The organism is Sinobacterium norvegicum, assembly GCF_923077115.1.
In the GTDB taxonomy this organism is placed as follows: Bacteria; Pseudomonadota; Gammaproteobacteria; order Pseudomonadales; family Sinobacteriaceae; genus Sinobacterium; species Sinobacterium norvegicum.
In genome coordinates, this window is the sequence record NZ_CAKLPX010000001.1 from 553275 (window position 1) to 571516 (window position 18242).

14 protein-coding genes are annotated in these 18242 nt (G+C 49.2%); 4 read left to right on the forward strand and 10 right to left on the reverse strand.

Annotation, left to right across the window (positions count from 1 at the left end):
• Positions 1-37: 37 nt before the first annotated feature.
• Genes L9P87_RS02390 through L9P87_RS02400 form a run of 3 tightly spaced genes read right to left on the reverse strand, consistent with a single transcriptional unit; the run spans position 38 to position 5820 of the window.
• Complete coding sequence (locus L9P87_RS02390; RefSeq protein WP_237443073.1) at positions 38-3190, reverse strand: efflux RND transporter permease subunit; 3153 nt, start codon at positions 3188-3190, stop codon at positions 38-40.
• Positions 3183-4415, reverse strand: coding sequence for an efflux RND transporter periplasmic adaptor subunit (locus L9P87_RS02395; RefSeq protein WP_237443074.1), 1233 nt, complete (start codon positions 4413-4415; stop codon positions 3183-3185). The genes L9P87_RS02390 and L9P87_RS02395 overlap by 8 nt, the downstream gene beginning before the upstream one ends.
• A 22-nt stretch (positions 4416-4437) precedes the next feature.
• Complete coding sequence (locus tag L9P87_RS02400; RefSeq protein WP_237443075.1) at positions 4438-5820, reverse strand: TolC family protein; 1383 nt, start codon at positions 5818-5820, stop codon at positions 4438-4440.
• A gap of 294 nt (positions 5821-6114) precedes the next feature.
• On the opposite strand from L9P87_RS02400, the gene L9P87_RS02405 reads away from it, so the two are divergent.
• On the forward strand, positions 6115-7155 hold the full coding sequence (locus L9P87_RS02405; protein WP_237443076.1) for an LLM class F420-dependent oxidoreductase: 1041 nt from the start codon (positions 6115-6117) through the stop codon (positions 7153-7155).
• A 143-nt stretch (positions 7156-7298) separates the two neighbouring features.
• Complete coding sequence (locus L9P87_RS02410; RefSeq protein ID WP_237443077.1) at positions 7299-7994, forward strand: EthD domain-containing protein; 696 nt, start codon at positions 7299-7301, stop codon at positions 7992-7994.
• Positions 7995-8105: 111 nt separating this feature from the next.
• On the opposite strand, the gene L9P87_RS02415 is transcribed toward L9P87_RS02410, so the two are convergent.
• Together L9P87_RS02415 and L9P87_RS02420 are read right to left on the reverse strand one after the other, a co-directional pair.
• Positions 8106-9296 carry a DUF1254 domain-containing protein gene (locus L9P87_RS02415; RefSeq protein WP_237443078.1) on the reverse strand — a complete coding sequence of 397 codons (1191 nt, stop codon included), beginning with the start codon at positions 9294-9296 and terminating at the stop codon, positions 8106-8108.
• A gap of 208 nt (positions 9297-9504) precedes the next feature.
• Positions 9505-10515 (reverse strand): tryptophan--tRNA ligase, encoded by a 1011-nt coding sequence (locus tag L9P87_RS02420; protein ID WP_237443079.1) that lies wholly within the window; start codon positions 10513-10515, stop codon positions 9505-9507.
• A 267-nt stretch (positions 10516-10782) separates the two neighbouring features.
• Here L9P87_RS02420 and L9P87_RS02425 point away from each other — a divergent pair, with 267 nt between their 5' ends.
• Positions 10783-11574, forward strand: coding sequence for an enoyl-CoA hydratase/isomerase family protein (locus L9P87_RS02425; protein ID WP_237443080.1), 792 nt, complete (start codon positions 10783-10785; stop codon positions 11572-11574).
• 55 nt (positions 11575-11629) lie between these two features.
• On the opposite strand, the gene L9P87_RS02430 is transcribed toward L9P87_RS02425, so the two are convergent.
• From L9P87_RS02430 to L9P87_RS02445, 4 genes are read right to left on the reverse strand one after another with little or no spacing between them, the layout of a single operon-like run.
• Positions 11630-12934 (reverse strand): M18 family aminopeptidase, encoded by a 1305-nt coding sequence (locus L9P87_RS02430; protein ID WP_354001874.1) that lies wholly within the window; start codon positions 12932-12934, stop codon positions 11630-11632.
• 44 nt (positions 12935-12978) lie between these two features.
• Positions 12979-13773, reverse strand: coding sequence for an undecaprenyl-diphosphate phosphatase (locus L9P87_RS02435; protein WP_237443081.1), 795 nt, complete (start codon positions 13771-13773; stop codon positions 12979-12981).
• A gap of 29 nt (positions 13774-13802) precedes the next feature.
• Entirely contained in the window at positions 13803-14495 is a 693-nt protein-coding gene (gene tsaB, locus L9P87_RS02440) for a tRNA (adenosine(37)-N6)-threonylcarbamoyltransferase complex dimerization subunit type 1 TsaB (protein WP_237443082.1), read from the reverse strand.
• 6 nt (positions 14496-14501) lie between these two features.
• The gene (locus L9P87_RS02445) at positions 14502-16472 is read right to left on the reverse strand and encodes an ATP-dependent DNA helicase (protein ID WP_237443084.1); all 1971 of its coding nucleotides are present in this window, start codon (positions 16470-16472) and stop codon (positions 14502-14504) included.
• Positions 16473-16578: 106 nt separating this feature from the next.
• Here L9P87_RS02445 and mobA point away from each other — a divergent pair, with 106 nt between their 5' ends.
• On the forward strand, positions 16579-17208 hold the full coding sequence (gene mobA, locus L9P87_RS02450) for a molybdenum cofactor guanylyltransferase MobA (protein WP_237443085.1): 630 nt from the start codon (positions 16579-16581) through the stop codon (positions 17206-17208).
• Here the strand turns inward: mobA and hemH are convergent.
• Positions 17205-18191 (reverse strand): ferrochelatase, encoded by a 987-nt coding sequence (gene hemH / locus L9P87_RS02455; protein WP_237443086.1) that lies wholly within the window; start codon positions 18189-18191, stop codon positions 17205-17207. The two genes, mobA and hemH, sit on opposite strands and share 4 nt — an antisense overlap.
• Between the last annotated feature and the right edge of the window lie 51 nt (positions 18192-18242).

An 18242-nucleotide genomic window follows, 5' to 3' on the forward strand; every position in this document is an offset into this window, starting at 1 on the left:
AAAACTGCTGAGCCAGAGCGCTAAAACATCGACTGGTTCAACTAACAACATTTTTTAGCTTATTCGACACAGCCATTTTTATGCCCCCTATTGCTGCCTTTAAATCTTCTAGTACCAAGTACATAGCAGGGACTAATAACAGGCAAATCAGGGTCGCGAAAACAATGCCAAAACCGAGTGAGATTGCCATCGGGATGAGAAATTTGGCCTGCATCGAGGTCTCGAAAATCATCGGGGCCAAGCCACCAAACGTCGTCAGCGTGGTCAACAGGATAGGCCTAAACCGTCGCTTACCCGCCTCACTGATTGCCACAATTGGGGTGGCACCTGCAATACGTTGTTTGTTGGCATAATCAAGCATAACCAACGTATCGTTAACTACCACACCCGACAGCGCTAAAATCCCGAGTATACTGATCATACTGAGGCCATAACCCATAATAAGATGACCAATAATCGCACCGATGACGCCAAAGGGAATAGCCAGCATCACCAACAGCGGCTGACTGTAGCTACCAAAGGGGATGGCCAGCATCACATAGAGCACGACCATGCTGACGAAGCCGGTAATCATTAAGCTTGATGCCCCCTCTTCGGTGTCCTGCTGTTTACCCCGGTAACTAATTAACAACGACGGGTATTGCTGCTGAATATCGACCAGTGCCCGCTCTTTCAGTGAAGAGAGCACAGCACCGGTTGCCTCTATAGGCTCAACATTGGCTGTTACGTTTATCGTTCTGCGACCACTACGGCGAGTAATATCAGTAAACGCATGACCATAATGCACCTCTGCCACCTCAATCAGCGGCACATAATCACCACTGGGAGTCACAATATTGAGTTGTTCTAAATCATACTGTGACAACCTATCCGCCTCGTCCATCCGCACCATCACCTTAACTTCATGACGGCCTCGCTGCTGCCTTAGCGCCTCGGCACCATAGAAAGCACTGCGCAATTGACTGGCAATAGCATTGTTCGTCAAGCCAAGGCTCTGCCCCTTAGGTAACAACGCAATATCGAGCTGAGGCTTGCCGAGACTGTAGCCATCAGCTATATCGCTGACTTCAGAAAACTCAGTCATTGCCGCGGCCAAAGCCGCACTGGCCTGCTGTAACACTGCATCATCACGGTGAGAAAGCTCAATAGTAATCGCCGCACCTTGCCCCGGACCACCGCGATCACTTTCAAATTTTATCGAATCGACACCGACGACATCAGCACTGAGTTGACGCCACACCTTCGAGACCTCCCCCGTCGATACTGGCCGCTGCCCCTCCTCTGTTAGTTGCAAAACGATATCCACTTGATTGTCAGTAACCTCAGCCCGCACCCCTTCCAGCAGCGCTGAACGCTCTGTGTAGCCACCATCACTACGATTGACAGTAAAACCATCAATTGTTTGATACGCCGTCGCCAACAACTGGTCTCGGATGATCACCGCATCAGTCATTGGGCTACCCACCGGCAAGATCGCCGTTACCGACGAACGATCCGACTCCACCCTCGGCATCAACGTAAAACCCATTCTTCCACTCATGGTATAAGCCAAGGTAATAACGAAAACAGCAACGCCAATTGCAACAGTGATATAGCGAAAGTTCAGCGCTTGTTTGAGCACCATGAGATAACGTAGAGTCAGTCCTCGCGTTAAGAACTCACTGAGTTTTTGTTGCCGAGCATGGATTTTATAAAACCATTTAGACTCCTTTTTCTCACCACTGTGCGCCAAGTGGGCCGGCAGGATAAACAGCGCTTCCACCCACGAGATAACAAATACCGAGGCAACCACCAGAGGCACGACACCAAACAACATTCCGAGAAAACCCGGCAGAAAATACAGCGGAATAAAGGCCACAATATTCGATAAAATACTGTAGGTCAGCGGCACCGAAACCGCCTTGATACCCTCAATTGCAGCCTGGCTATTGGAGTAACCAAGTTTGCGGTACTCGTGAATATTCTCCCCGGCAATAATGGCATCATCGACAACAATACCCAGAGCTAGAATAAAGGCAAACATCGACACCATATTGATCGACACATCGAAGAACGGTAGAAAAATTAGCCCGCCCAAGAATGCCGTTGGTATACCCAATGTCACCCAGAACGCCAGTCGAATATCGAGAAAAATGCCAAGCAGAACCAGCACCAACAGCAGGCCAAGAAAAGCATTTTTCAACAGCAGATCAAGTCGTGCCTCATACATATCTGAGCGGTCATTGAACACTTGGATTGAGATACCCGGAGGCATAGACTGGCGAATATTTTCCAGTCTGTCATGCACGGCATCGGATACGCCGGTCGGTGTTTGGCTGCCGGTTCGAAACACTTCCAAGGCAACAGAAGGTTGATTATTGAAGCTATAAAGCACCTTGTCGTCGACAAAGCTATCGCTAACTGTGGCAATATCACCAAGTGTTATATAGCTTCCGTCAGGCTCACTGATAATAACGATATTGGCAAACTCTTTGGCCCACAAACTTCGGTCTGACACGCGTAACATAATTTCACCGGCGACAGTATCGATGCTGCCGCCGGGCAATTCAACAGATTGGCTGTCTATGCGACTGGCAATATCGCGCAGTGTTAAACCGTAGCTCTCCAATGTCTGGCGACTGATCTCTACCTCAATTTCATAATCACTGGCACCGCGTAATTCTACCTCGCTGATCCCCCCACTTTGTAATAATTGGTCGCGAACATCCTCCACCACCTCTCGTAACACCCATTGCTCCACCTCACCAAAAACGACTAAGCGCAATACACTTCTCGCCCGCGAACTCATTGAGACCACCGGTGTTTCAGCCCCGTCCGGCAAGGTCTGTAGCGCCGACACCGCCTGTTGTACATCTTGATAGACAATGGCTCTATCGCTATCGGATAACAGCTCACCGTTAACCGTTGCTGCCCCCTCACGTGCTGTCGAAGTTATTTCCTTGATACCATCGACGCCCCGCATCGCCTCTTCAACCGCCAGCACAATACCTTGCTCTATCTCGGCTGGGCTGGACCCGGGGTAGCTGACATTGACGGAGACATACTGGGTTTCAAATTCAGGAAATACTTCTTTCTTGATCAAGCTTGAAACCACCAGTCCACCGACAATTAACACCATCATCAGTAGATTGGCGGCTACCTTATTTTGGATCATCCAAGCAATGGGGCCACGGCGCAATGATTCACTCATGCCCATCACCCATCACAGGTTCAGCAGCCGTTGTATCGCCTGAGTCCTGTGCATTGCTTTTAGGGTCAAGCAGCATACCAATAATAGGCGTTTTCAACAGTGAGCTGACCACCCGATCACCTGACTCGAGACCGGCACTAATGTAAGCCACAGTATCGGTACTTAACACAATATCCACGTCACGCATTTGTAAGCGATTATCACCATCAACCAGCCATACCTTCCCGCCTTCACGAATAACCCCCCGCGGTAAAACGACAATGGCATCAATGGTACGCCCCTGAAGACTGACCTCGACAAATTCATTGGCCATGAATACCGGTTTACCCTGATTGGCTGCCAACAGTGACAGGGGATCCTGCAAGGAGATGAGCAATTGAGCCTGCTTGGTATTCGGCGTTAATTCAGGCAACAGACGTAACACTTCTGCATCCCTGGACAAGGCATTACCCTGTTTATAAAGCGTTACTGAGGCACCATTGCTGCGGTTGTTAGCGGGAATATCCAGCCACGGCAATTGACTTGGCGGCAGGGTTACCGTCAACCAGAACTCTTCACTGGCTAAGATAGAAAACAGGGGGGTATTAATCGCCACAGAGGTACCCAAATCCACCTCCTTTGACACTAATATGCCATCGAAAGGCGCCGTTACCGTAGTGCGCTGTAAATTTTTCTGCGCTTTCTGCAACGCCGCTTCGGCAGATTTTAGCTGCGCCTTACTACTCTGTAATTGCGGCTTACGTAGGATTAATGAGCGCTGATCTGCGGGTAATTCTTCGCCGATTAATTCATATTCCTGCAGGGCCACCGACTGCTGACCCTGTTCGATTTGAAAGTCGGCCTGGCGCTGAGCCAAGTCAGCCTCAGCCTGGGTCACAGCAGCACTATAATCAACAGGGTCAATCTGTATCAGCTGCCGGCCCTTTTTAAGCACCTGGCCCGGAATCAGCTGCGCCGAGACGTCAATAATTTCCCCCTGAACCTGGGCCAAAACATCGACTTTTCTCGAAGGTGCAATCAACCCCCTGGCACGAATTGTCGGGGAGATTGTCTGTGGCAGCACAGTGATAACCTCAACCCACCGTGCCGGCTCAGGCTGTGGCCCAGAGCGCTGTGCCCGCGTCGGTTTAGCCATCAACATCCAGACTAACAATACCGCAAAAAGCAAAATAATTATCGGCAATAACCAGCGGGCACGCTGCTGCATAAAAGGGGGTAACGTCATTATTAATCTCATCAAATGATTGTCAGATTGAGTCAGTTTCGCCAGCGTCTGGTAGCGACCATCCACCGGCCAGTGAACGGTATAAATTGATACGATAATTAACTAATTCACGCTCTGCTGTAACCAGGTTAAGCTCAAGCTCCTGCGCCGATGTCTGCGCCGCTAATACATCCAAATAACTGGTGGTTCCACTGTTATAGTAAATACGCTTACGCTGCAGTGTGAAGTAGGCCAGTTCTTTCTGCTTGGCGACACTGGCCACATAAGCTGTTTGATGTCGTTCATTGGCCAGCGCCGTTTCAACCTCGGCAATCGCCTCAAGCATCGCGACATTATAATTGTGTACTGACTCGCGTAATCTAGCCTGTTGCCGACTAACCTCTGCTCGCCGCTGCCCACCGTCGATAACCGGCCCTACCACGCCCACAGTCAGTTGCTGCAGCCAATCATTAAACAACTCAGCGGTCGACATCGACTGACTCTGCGCACTGTAACCCAAGGTGATACGCGGATAGCGGTCTTTGATTGCCGCTGCCAAGGAGGCTTCTCTTGCCTCGATCAATGACCAGGCAGCCTGTACGTCGGTACGCTGAGCCAACAGCTCTAACGGTAAGCCTGTTGCTGGTGCCGGCCCTATGGTGAAATCAACATGATTTGGCGGCGTTAATTCTGCTCCTGGCGTTCGTCCCAATAAGATATTGAGTCGATAACCGGCGGTGGCGATATTAGCTTCTGCGCGGGTGAGTTTCGCCTTGCTGGATTCAACTTGCTGGCGCTGTTGAGTCACATCGGTGATATTGACAGCGCCTAATTTAAAGCGAAGATCAACCACTGCCAGGGTTTTTTCATTAGCCTTCAACTGGCTGATTAACACCCGCTGCTGCTGGCGAAATTCCAACCACTGATACCAGGCATCGGCAACCTCGGCCGACAAACTGATTGCCGCCGTTTGGTAATCAAAGGCCGACGCACGATACTCACCCTCGCTTTCTTTGATGGTAGCGTCGATGCGGCCCCACAAATCGACCTCATATTGCGCCTCACCATAAACACGGTAATCACTATCGCCGCTATCGACATCAACGACATCAGAGGCGCCGAAATCAACAGTAAACCAGCGTCCTGACTCAGCCTGTGACCGCAATGCCGCCGACTGTTGCAGCCGCTGATAGACCGATTGTAATTCCTGATTGCCCGTCAAGGCCTGTTCGATCAGCGCCGACAAATCATCGTTGCCGTGCTGCAGCCACCAACGTTGCTGATTATTTGCCACTGCAAGGCCTTGCTGACGAAAGGATTCACTGGGCTCGAGTAACAAGGGGGCAAGCTCAACATCTTGCGAGGCACAAGCAGACAGCAACATCGAAGCCACTACCAGTAGATATATTTTTCTGAAAAATTCCAATAGCACATTCCTACTCTTCTGTCGCTTTCACAGCAGAAGCATATTCGACAAATCAATAAACATGATGTTCTTGGATGATTATCATTACAGTAAACCTTGCAAGAATTATGACTTTATCAAATATAGACCTTTAAAAATCCCGTTCTACACTAAACTGATGAAATATTGGTAAATATAAACAAACGCCGAGGTAGGTATAGACAAGATTAAACATATGCATTTGCTTGCATATTGATGAGATTTTATTCACACTCGAAAAAAATAACCGCTACGCGATAATTAAAGGTCAACACTATGAAGCTCGGACTCCTACTCGGCTATTCTGGTAAGCAAGTAAAGCTACCAATGGAAATGATTCAACACGCAGAAAATCTGGGCTATGACTCGGTGTGGACAGCGGAATCTTACAGCAGTGATGCCGTCAGTACCGCAGCTTGGATATTAGCCAACACCACAAAAATACGTGTCGGCACCGCTATTATGCAAATGGTGGCAAGAACACCAGCCGCCGCCGCTACCACGGCCATGACACTAAGCCAGTTGTCTGGAGGTCGATTCATCATGGGGCTTGGCGCCTCTGGACCGCAAGTGGTTGAAGGTTGGCATGGTGTAGGCTATCAGCGCCCCATTACCAGAACGAGAGAATACATTGCCATCTGTAAAAAAATTATGGCCCGTGAAGAGGCGGTCACCTTTGACGGGAAAACCTACCAATTGCCCTATAATGGCCCCGGCAGCGTGGGCCTGGGCAAGCCTCTGAAAACTATATTGCAGGCAGATACTTCTATCCCCATTTACACCGCCTCCATCACCCCAGCGGGCCTTAGCGCCAGCGCCGAAATTGCCGACGGTGTGTTTCCTGTCTGGATGGACCCCAACAATTTTGACGTCATCGGTAAGCACCTCGACAAAGGCTTTGCCAAGGCCGGTGGCGGCAAAAGTCTGAAAGACTTTGAGATAGCACCGGCAGTCACCGCCATCATGGGTGACGATCAAGCTGCCTGTGAAGGACCCGCTCGCGATATGATGGCCCTCTATATCGGCGGCATGGGCGCGAAGAATAAAAACTTCTATACCGATTATGCCACCGCCATGGGTTATGGCGCCGAAGCCGAAAAAATTCAAGATTTATACCTGGCCGGCAATAAAGCCGAGGCCGCTCAGGCAATCCCTCAGGAACTGCTCGACGCAGTTGCACTTATAGGTCCAGAGGGGCGTATCCGCGAACAACTGCAGGATTGGAAAGCCTCTGACCAGCGTGGTGAAATTTCAACCATGCTGATTGGCGCCATCCAAAACGAAGTGCTCGAAGTTATCGCCGACGAAATGTTATAAGCGCATAATGCTGGACGGCCCATTAGTTTGATGAGCCGTCTCCCTCCCCCTGCTCTATATCCCCTCTGCTTATTTTCTAACATGGCCGTCATTATTATCTGTTTTTATTTTCCGTTAGACTAAAGGAAAAAAGAGGCCATACCATGCAAAAATACATCCTACTGATAAAGCCTGATAGCCACAGCAACCATAACAACTTCCAACAACAGCTGTTAAATGCCGCCCAATCCTTAGCCAATACCGGTGCAAAGCATGTTCGCCTGAATAAGGTAGATCAGGCCGTTGCCGGTGCGGACAGCTTGCGCATCAGCCAGCAGCAAAATCCCTATCAGGCAATGATCAGTTTCTGGCTGTCCGATGAGCGCTTTTTCAATACCGTCATCGACTGCTTCTCTGGCTTCAGCACCGACCTTGCTGGTTATCGGGTTCAACAACACGAGCCTATCCTCAACGAACAATACCCCAGCTCTGCAGGCCAGCGTACCGAAGGGATGAACCAGGTAGTGCTACTTGAAATACCGCCGCGACTCGACCGTGAACAATGGTTAGATATCTGGCTCAATAGCCATGGTCAAATCGCTTGCGACATCCAATCAACCTTTGGTTATCGGCAAAACATCGTAACCAAGGTAATGACCCATAATGCGCCAACAGTGGACGCCATTGTTGAAGAAAACTTTCCCGCAGCAGCGATGACTGATAGCAGCGCGTTTTACGGCTGCCCCGGTGACGAGCAAGAAACACAACGCCGTCAACAGCAAATGATCGACAGCGTCGTGCGCTTTATCGACTTCGATAAAATCGAATGCCTGCCGATGAGTGAATATAATTTCGACTAGAGATAAATTGAAATATCACGCCACTCACCCAACAGTGACGTGAAACTTGATCAGCCCTCGACCATCGCAATTTTGTTTTACTCGCCACAGTTACATTGAAATGCCGGCCAACTACTCGGCAAGCTCGGAGTACTTAACCAGCTGCAACGTTGGGCTCGCTGTACCATCAGATTGCTGATAACGGATCGCCAGCATGCCTTGCCGATATCCGGCGGTACTGATCCAATTACCGCTGCCCGGATTCACTCGGGAGACGATCACTCGGTAACGCCCTTGGGACGTTTCTATTTGCTGATCGTTCAGCGCTACTGGTTGATGCTGATAATCTAACGATTGCATCCAGCGATTCATTAATGACACCGACCAATAAGGTGCGTTAGGGACATCACCCTCAATAATCAGCGCCTCATCATCTTGAAGGTCAAACCAGGCACCATAATAATCGTTGTCATGGGTCGGGTAAAAAACACCGCCAAAGTCCTGGCTGTAACTCTTCGGGACATCGGTGCTATTGACGGCGCCAGCGAACATCTGACTCATTGCCAGACTCCCCCTTAAGGTATCATTGAAAAACTCAGTAGCAGAGGCCAAGCCCTTGGCCAAAATTTTGTCGTTCAACTTCACCGGATGCTGACTATCGAGGTTAACAATGTTCAGGGTTGCCGGCTCTTGCTTGCTGCGCTGATGAAAGTATTGACGCATCATAACCAAATGCACACTGTCACTCATGGGCAGCCAATCAATACTGCCATCCTCGGGTTTGTGCTTACTCAAAATAACGTTAAATCCACCGTTGGCATCCAGTCGGATATCCGGCGTGGCAATATTGGCTTCTGCAGAATTCCAGCCATTTAAAGCCTTACCATAGAGCATCATGCCGAGATATTCGGCATCGGCGACGGTGCCGCTGATTTGGTAGCGGTAATCCGAAGATATTTCAGCGGTGTGGTAAATGGCATCGGGGCTATCCCCTAAGAATTTTCGGTAGTCTGCCATCCAGTCAGTAAAGGCCGGCTCCGCTTGATTGCCCTTGGACAGCTTCATTTCTAACGACGCTGATAAAAGCTGGGTTAAGTACAGCAGACCATCGATTTGTTCTTGCTGATCAGCGGAGGCCTTAAACACCTCCTCACCTGCAGCATCCATTGCCACCGACAATTGACGCCATGCTTTCGCAGCCTCGCTGTCTTCAGCCCAAGCCGCTGAGGGCGCTTGAATAGTGGTACTGCCATTAAAGGTTCCGAGCAGATAACTGGTGGCCAACGCTGCAACGACCAACAGCGTTAATATCGTTTTTTTCATTACGGCTCTCTTATTATTTTTATTCAGTATGACGCCCATCTATGATGGCGACAAGAACCATGAATAAACAGTCATCATTGAGCAATGACTGAGTAGCGACTCGGCCAAAAAACACCATAACCTCATTGAGTCGCTGGCGTAATTCGTTCTGTATTGACCGCGCATAAAAAAACCGGCGACTTGCCGGCTTTTAAAACAGAATAACGAACTACTTTGCAATCGGGCCAATACCCACTTTGCGGCGCACATCGTCTAGCAACGGCCGAGCATAAGCACGGGCTTTTTCAGCCCCCTTTTGCAATACCGCCTCTATCTCCTCGCCGTTTTCCATCAAGCGATTGTATCGCTCTCTGGCCTCACTGATCTGACCATCAATCAGTGCGCAAAGCTCTTTCTTTGCCTGGCCCCAAGCGATGCCATCGGCATACTGCTGGCGCATGTAAGCAATTTGCTCTTCGTTGGCAAAAGCCTCCCAGATTTCGAAGACGGTAGAGTCTGCCGTGTCTTTCGGTTCACCAGGCTCTAACAAATTGGTGACAATTTTATTGATATGCTTTTGTAATTTCTTCGGTGGCAAAAATAACGGTATGGTATTACCGTAGCTCTTACTCATCTTGCGCCCGTCCAAGCCACTCAATACCGCAACATTATCGTCAACAACCGCCTCGGGTAGAGTAAAGGTTTGGCCATAGAGGTGATTGAAACGCTGAGCAATGTCTCTTGCCATCTCTACGTGCTGAATCTGATCGCGACCAACGGGAATATGGCTGCCCTGAAACATCAAAATATCCGCTGCCATCAGAATAGGATAACTATACAGCCCCATGAAAATAGCTTTATCGGTGTCATCGCCAGCATCAACATTAGCCTGAGCGGCCGCTTTGTAAGCATGCGCCCGATTCATTAAGCCCTTGCCCGTCAAGCAGGTTAGCACCCAACACAGCTCAGTAATCTCTGGCACATCGGATTGACGATAGAAAACAGCATTGTCGGTATCGAGCCCGAGAGCCAGCCACGTAGCAGCGATTTCCTTACTCGACTGCTGAACCGCCACGGGGTCAGTGCATTTAATCAGCGCGTGGTAATCGGCCAAGAAGTAAAAGGATTTGTCGTCGGTGTTTTTGCTGGCATCGATAGCCGGACGAATCGCACCAACATAATTACCCAGGTGAGGAGTACCGGTTGTGGTGATACCGGTCAAAACGCGTCTCTGTGTCATAATAATCCCAAGATACAGCAGCTAATCGACTGCTGTACGATAATCTCAATAGTCTATACCGCCTATGAATCGACGATTTTTGTGCGCTGTATTATGGCATAAACAACGCTAACTAACAGGGCTAAATCAGTTGTCCTAAGCCCCTGTCAGAGCGGCATCGCAACGAGAGACTGACAGCACTATTGAATCTTGCAGACGCTTGCTCTAGAGTCTTGCCCAACTGCAGCACTTCACTGTGATGAAATAACAACGAATTAGAGAGTGATCATGAGCGAATTCAACACCATTAGCCTCAATATCGACAACCAAATCGCCACCCTGACGCTGAACCGACCCAATGCCGCCAACAGCATGAATGTTGAACTCAGTCGCGAAGTGATGCTCGCCTCAATTGAAATTGATGAAAACCCTGATATTCGTGCTGTCATTATTACCGGTGCCGGTAAAATGTTTTGTGCCGGTGGTGATCTCAGTGCCTTTGCAGCAGACCCAAGCAAGGCCAGTACCATTATCAAGGAAATCACCACTTATATGCATGCCGCCGTCGCCCGCTTTGCCAGGATGGAAAAACCTGTCATTGTAGCGATTAATGGTATGGCTGCTGGCGCAGGGTTTAGCCTTGCTGTTGCGGGTGATCTTGTTTTGTGTGCTGACAGCGCCAAATTTACCATGGCTTATACCGGTGCTGGCCTTAGTCCTGATGTTAGCGCCAGCTATTACCTACCACGCCTTATCGGTATGCGGAAAACCCAGCAATTAATGCTGACGAATAAAGTACTGACTGCCGAACAAGCCTACGACTGGGGCTTGGTCACCGAGGTGGTAGCGGCCGATGATCTTCAGCAGGCAGCTCAGACTATGGCGGCCCAGTTGGTCAATGGCCCAACACTTGCCTATGGCCAAATTAAACAACTATTATTAACCAGTTATGACACCGGCCTAGAAAGCCAAATGGAGCTTGAGGCCCGCGGTATTGGTAAAATGGCTAACACCAATGACGGTCTTGAAGGCGTCAGTGCATTTCTTGCCAAGCGAAAGCCTGTGTTTACCGGCAGCTAAAATCATTAAGGTCAATAAAAAAAAGCCGCTAATGCGGCTTTTTTTATCTCTGAATTTAGCACCAAGGCAAATCACTTGTATTATAAAACTGCCAACAGACCTTGTGTAAGCCAAAGGCATCCTCACTACCTGCTAATTCACGGATCGAGTGCATGGCAAAGGTCGGCACCCCGATATCAATAGTACGCACGCCAAGCTCCGTTGCCGTAATCGGACCAATGGTACTGCCGCAACCCATATCACTTCTCACCACAAAACTCTGCACCGGCACATCAACCTGATCACTGAGATATCGATACAGTGCCGCCGTCTCACTGTTGGTGGCATAACGCTGGTTGGCATTTATTTTAATCACTGGTCCCTGATTAATTTGAGGTCCGTGGTTACCATCATGCTTAGCAATAAAGTTAGGGTGAATGGCATGGGCGTTATCCGCTGATATCATCATCGAGCGCTCGATCACCCGAGCAAAGTCCTCAGTGGTTTGACACATACGCTGCAATAAATGTTTCAGCATAGGCCCCTGTGCACCGGCGGCAGATGACGACCCAACCTCCTCGTGATCGTTGCACACCAAAATACTGGTCATCTCACCGTCGGCCTGCAACAGCGCCTGTAAACCAGTATAACAACTGAGTAGATTATCCAGACGGGCGGCACTGACAAACTGCTGCCTTAAGCCAGTCATAGCCGAGGGCTGGGTATCATAAAAACTTAATTCCCAATCGAGGATTTTGCTGACACTGACATCACTATGCTGTCGTTCAATTTGCGCAATAACAATATCGTTAAAATTGAGTTCATCGCCATCGACGATAGCCAGCATAGGTGGCATGTCGGTTTGCTTGTTCACCGTTCGATTGGTGTTAGCCTCACGATCTAGGTGAATAGCCAGGCTTGGGATAACAGCGATAGGATTTTCGAAATCGATCATCACTGAGATCAACTCACCTTTGTCGTTAGTTAAGCTTACCCGGCCGGCCAGTGATAAATCACGGTCAAACCAGGGATTAAGCAAGGCACCACCATAGATCTCAACACCCAGCTGTAAATAGCCTTTTTCAAGCATATCCGGATTGGGCTTCACTCGCAGACAAGGACTGTCAGTATGCGCACCAACCATCCGAACACCGTGATCCAGTATTGATTGCTTACCACAAACAAAGGCAATTATTGATGAGTCATTACGACACAAATAATAGCGTTCACCGGCAACTAAATCCCAGCTATCCCCTTCTCTTAACCGGACAAAACCGGCCTTGGTTAACGTTGCCACCATGGTCGAGACCGCATGAAAAGGCGTAGGTGAGGCATCGATAAACGACAAGAGGCCGCGATTAAACTGTTGGATATCCATCATTCTTCCATCTCTTTATTAGCACGCTATCGACTCAATGGAGTAGCTTACGACAACACCATCCAAAACAAACCCGCTGCCAACAGCAGTCGATAAACAACAAACGGCATAAAGCCTATCTGATTAATCAGTTTCAAAAAGTAGTGTATACATAAATACGCAGTAATGGCAGAGACCAACGTTGCCACCGTCATCTGCAGCCAATCAATCGCTATGCCCGACTGCACCGCTTCTAGCCCCAGCAAAGCACCGGCAGCGACAATTAACGGTATAGATAACAGAAACGAGAACTGCGCAGAGGCCTGACGATTAAGCCCCATTAGCAGCGCCGCAGTCATTGTCACCCCGGAACGGGACGTGCCTGGAATTAACGCCAGCGCCTGAGCAAAGGCAATCACGGCCACAACCTTCCATGTTAATTCGACAACATCACTGCTGCCTTTACGGTCGGCAAAACCCAACAACAGCCCGAAAATAAGTGTGGTACATGCAATCACTGTCATTGAGCGCAGATTCTCTTCAATGAATCCACCAAACAGCAAACCGGCTAAGCCGGCCGGAATCGTGGCCCAAATAACCGCCCAGGCCATATGACTCTCTGGCGTGTGTTGACGATGAAAAACACTGCCAAACCAAGCCTGCGTCATATTGCGAATATCTTGCCGAAAATACACAATCACTGCAGCCAATGAGCCAACGTGCATTGCCACATCGAAGGCCAACCCCTGATCAGGCCAGCCTAATAACTGCGAGGGAAAAATCAAATGAGCGGAGCTGGATACCGGTAAAAACTCGGTTAATCCCTGAATAATTGCTAAAACAAAAACCTGTAACCAATCCAAAATGACACTCCAAAATAGCAAAATGCTCGCTACGAACTCTTCTGCCAAGCAACAGAGTCACGTAAATATACCGGGCTGACCTCGGCGGCGGCAATAGTATCACCACTGACGAAACGGGCTAATGACAATTCAGCAACAGCCGCAGCAGTCGGTATCGCATTGGTGTCGCATGCTAGCAGATCCATACACTTTAAATCGCCAAATTGGTCACGGTATGACCAACCACTGCCTGCGGCGATCAGCGCATTGCCTGGCGTGGCCTGTGCCAGCAATTGCTGACTCATACTCTCCGGCGCCAACAAATACTCTTTGTCGACAACGGTAAACCCCTCACCCTGCCCCTGAAACACAGCGGTATAGAGCTCATTCATTCTGGCATCGACACTGGCCACCACGGTGATATTCTCACCGGCAAAGGGGTAAGCCAATGCCGCTAACGATGACACCGGCACGACTGGGAGATCGGCACCAAAGGCTAAGCCCTGTACGATACCACCACAAATTCTCAGACCGGTAAATGAACCCGGACCACAGCCAAAGGCAATGCCATCGAGTTCCGATAGCGTAATACTATTGTGCTGTAAAATATTCTCGATCATCGGCAGCATATGTTTGGTGTGTTCACGGGGTAATAGACGGTGATCAGAGATCAACTCACCGTCGAGCCACAGTGCTACCGAACAGGCATCAGCCGCAGTATCTAATGCTAAAATTTTACTCATAAAGTACTACCTTGTGTCCAATTTAACGTCGCTATTGCTGGCTGCAGACGGGGTATAGTGATCGGCCCGTGATTCTATAAAGCTTAGCGCCTGCTGTCGATCCATAGTTGTTGGATAATGAGGTAAAGCCGCCATTATTTTTTCACCGTAGCCTTGATAGTGCAGTCGGCTGTCACCGATTACCACAACACCGCCATCATCGTCACTGCGTATCAGCCGACCGACCCCCTGGCGCAAACGCAGAATGGCCTGAGGTAGTTGCCAGTGATTGAAGGCATCGATTCCTTGTTTGGTCAGTACCTTTGAACGCGCCAAAACACGAAAATCATCAGGCGGCGAAAACGGTATTTTATCGATGATTATCAGTGATAAATCATCGCCCTTAATATCGAGGCCGTCCCATAGACCGGCGGATAACAACAGCGACAGGGGGCGGCTTTTAAAGCGGCGAACCGCTTGCGCAGCACTCCCTTGGGCCGCAATACACAAATGAAAACCGGTATATTCCTTCAACCACTGCTCGGCCTTCAATCGGTTGCTAACACTGCTAAAGAGCAACAATGCCCGCCCTCTATTCGCCGACAGCAAGGGTAAAACATCAGATAATAACAGTGCAATATGCTCTGGATTGCTCGGTGGCGGTAACGCTGTCGGATGGTAATATAATGCCCGAGGGTTCTCTTGCTTCGTCTCCGCCACCTTAAAACTATGGTATTGGGGTAATTTTAAGGTCTCTGCAAAATCACTAAAATCATCATTGACGCTCAGCGCTGACGACAAATACACCTGTGTCGCTGGCAGCGAATGCAACACTTGTAGGTGATTCACCTCAACACTGTGGACCGACCAAGCTGCGCCCTGTCGATTAAACCAAAGGCTTCGCTCAGATTTAACCGGCCGGTCTACCGCTATGGTTTCAGCCATATCGAAGCGTTTTAAACGACGTGCGAGCAAGGCCAATGACGGACTTCGTTCACTTAAAATGGCGCTATACGCCAGTAATACAGTGATTTGCCGCTGCCACAGACGCCAAAGACGCGCCATCGTTGCTGATTGCAACAACAGCGCCGACCAATCACCGGCACCTTGCTCCCTGTTTTTATTAACCTTTTCATCCATCGATTTGGCAATGGCAAGACACCGCCTTGCCGCTAACAGACTGGGCCGACTATCCCCGGCATCACGGCGCACAACCGCGGAAAATTGCGCCAGTAATTTTAATACGACCAGACTGTCAAAACATACGGTCGCTCGATCAATAGACAACTGGTCAAGCCTGTGAGCCTCATCAAACACCACGGCCTGAAAGCGTGATGCCAATTTATTTGTTGATGCCGATGGCGCCATTAGAAAGTTTTCACTGCTGAAAAACAGCGCATGATTGACCACAGCGATGTCTGCAGACTGCAGTTTTTTTCGTTGATTAAAATACGGACAGCGTGCGTATTTTGGGCAACTCATCGACTGACACTGGGCATGATTAGTTGCACTGTATCGCGAAACCTCTGACGACGAAGCTCCCACACGATCAGCCACCAATCGCCATTCTAATGATTGACTGTGATGGCGCTGCCAATATTGATGCATGGCCAGTAACATTGCAGCCAGTTGCTTATCAACCCCCTCAGCCAAACTGTCCTCGAGCCGCTTCGGACAGAGATAACTCGCAATCCCCTTGAGTTCGATTACCTCGGGTGTTTTATCCAGTATTTTTGCCAGCTGAGGAATATCTTGCCGGACTAACTGATACTGTAAGGCGTGACTGGCAGTAGAGATAATAACTGGCTCTGCACTGTTCAACACGCTGGCTAAATAGGCAAAGGTTTTGCCCGTTCCTGTTGGCGCCTCAGCCAATAAAATATTGCGCCGAGCAAAGGCGGCCGATATCTCAGCGGCTAACTGCTGCTGTCCTTGTCGATAAACAAAGAGTGGCCATTGCTGGGCAATCAAGCCGTTTTCTGCAAATAACGTCGACATCGGTCCTACTGTTGGACTGTAAAAAAGCTTATCATACTAGCACCATTTAAATATTTCACGGCGTCAATCACTATGACTTCTCAACCCCGTTTTAGAAACCATCCTAATGAATACTACACCACCTAAAAATGCCATCACGGCGGTCATTCTTGCCGGTGGTCAAAGCCTTCGCTTTGGTCAACAAGACAAGGCTTGGGCGATGATTGATCAACAGCCGATGGTGCAGCTGATTATTGACAAGCTAAAGCCTCAGGCCGACTCACTTATTATTAACTGCCCAGCCGAAGCGCTTCGATACCTGCCCTTAGGCCTACCCTGCATCCACGACCACCGAGACGGACACCAAGGCCCTCTGGCTGGTATCGAAGCCGTCTTGCAGCAGCTGTCAGAGACACTCAACAAAGAAAGTATTATTAGCTTTGTCCCCTGTGACACACCGAATATTCCTAACAATTTGATTCAGCAACTAACCGAACCCCTGCGTCACCATCAAACCGATATCAGCTTTGCCGCCGACGGCAAGCGCAACCACTACCTCTGCTGCGCCATTAAACTGCGCTGTTACCCAGTATTAAAAGCCTATCTAGACCAAGGCCAACGTTCGATGCGGGGGTTTATTGCACTGCTCGATAGTCAAAGCGTGACATTCAACCAAACTCATTACTTTGACAATATCAATTCCCCGCAGGACCTCGCACAATTGACGGTGGCGAATCAATCACTAGAACCTGCCTAATCGATGAAAGACTGTAATTGACGCTGACAGATGTCCTCCATCATATCAATATGGCTGCTCTCACTATTTAACGCTGCAATATAGCGGTATTCACCACCCCCGGCCTGTTGATATATTTCTTTATTTTCAATGGCCATTTCTTCTAAGGTCTCAAGACAATCCGCTGAGAATGCCGGGCATATAACGTCTAAGGTTTTAATTTTTTTGGGGCCATATTGTTGGAGAGTATCTGCGGTGTAAGGCGTCAACCATTGGGCTCGACCCAGGCGTGACTGAAAACTCATCGTCCAATCTTCTACCGCTAAACCCAACTTATCAGCGACCGCCTCGGCGGTTGCCAAACAGTGATCATAATAAGGGTCACCCTTGTCAACATTGGCCTGAGGGATGCCGTGAAACGACATCAACAAATGCTCTGCCTTTCCGTGCAACTGCCAATATTGGCTAACGGATTCAGCTAAGGCGGCAATATAGCCAGGGTGCTGGTAATAACTTTTCACGATGCGTAGATCGGGGATATCACGGCAACGCTGAAGCATCTGACAAACTTGGTCCGTTACGGCTGCCGTTGTGGTGGCTGAATACTGAGGATATAACGGCAGAATAACAATTTTCTCGATACCCTCTTGCTGCAGGGCATGAATTTGACTCTCAACCGAAGGCGCCCCATAGGTCATGGCGGTTAGCACCCTAACCTGTTGCGAATCAAAACGCTGCTGTAACGCCTCTTGTTGCTGCTGCAAAATAGCACGCAGTGGCGAGCCTTGTTGCCACCAAATAGATTGATAGGCTTGAGCAACTTTTTTGGGTCGAAAAGGTAAAATAACGCCATTGAGAATCAGCCACCAGATTGGTTTCGGGACTTCGACCACACGCTTATCAGATAAAAAGGGTTTTAAAAATGCACGAACGCCGGACACTGTGGGCTGCTCTGGAGAACCCAGATTGACCAAAATAATCGCTTTCTTTGTGTTTGTTGACACTGGCTAAGCACCTTCATAGATTGACAAGGTACTTATAGTAAAACAAAAAAA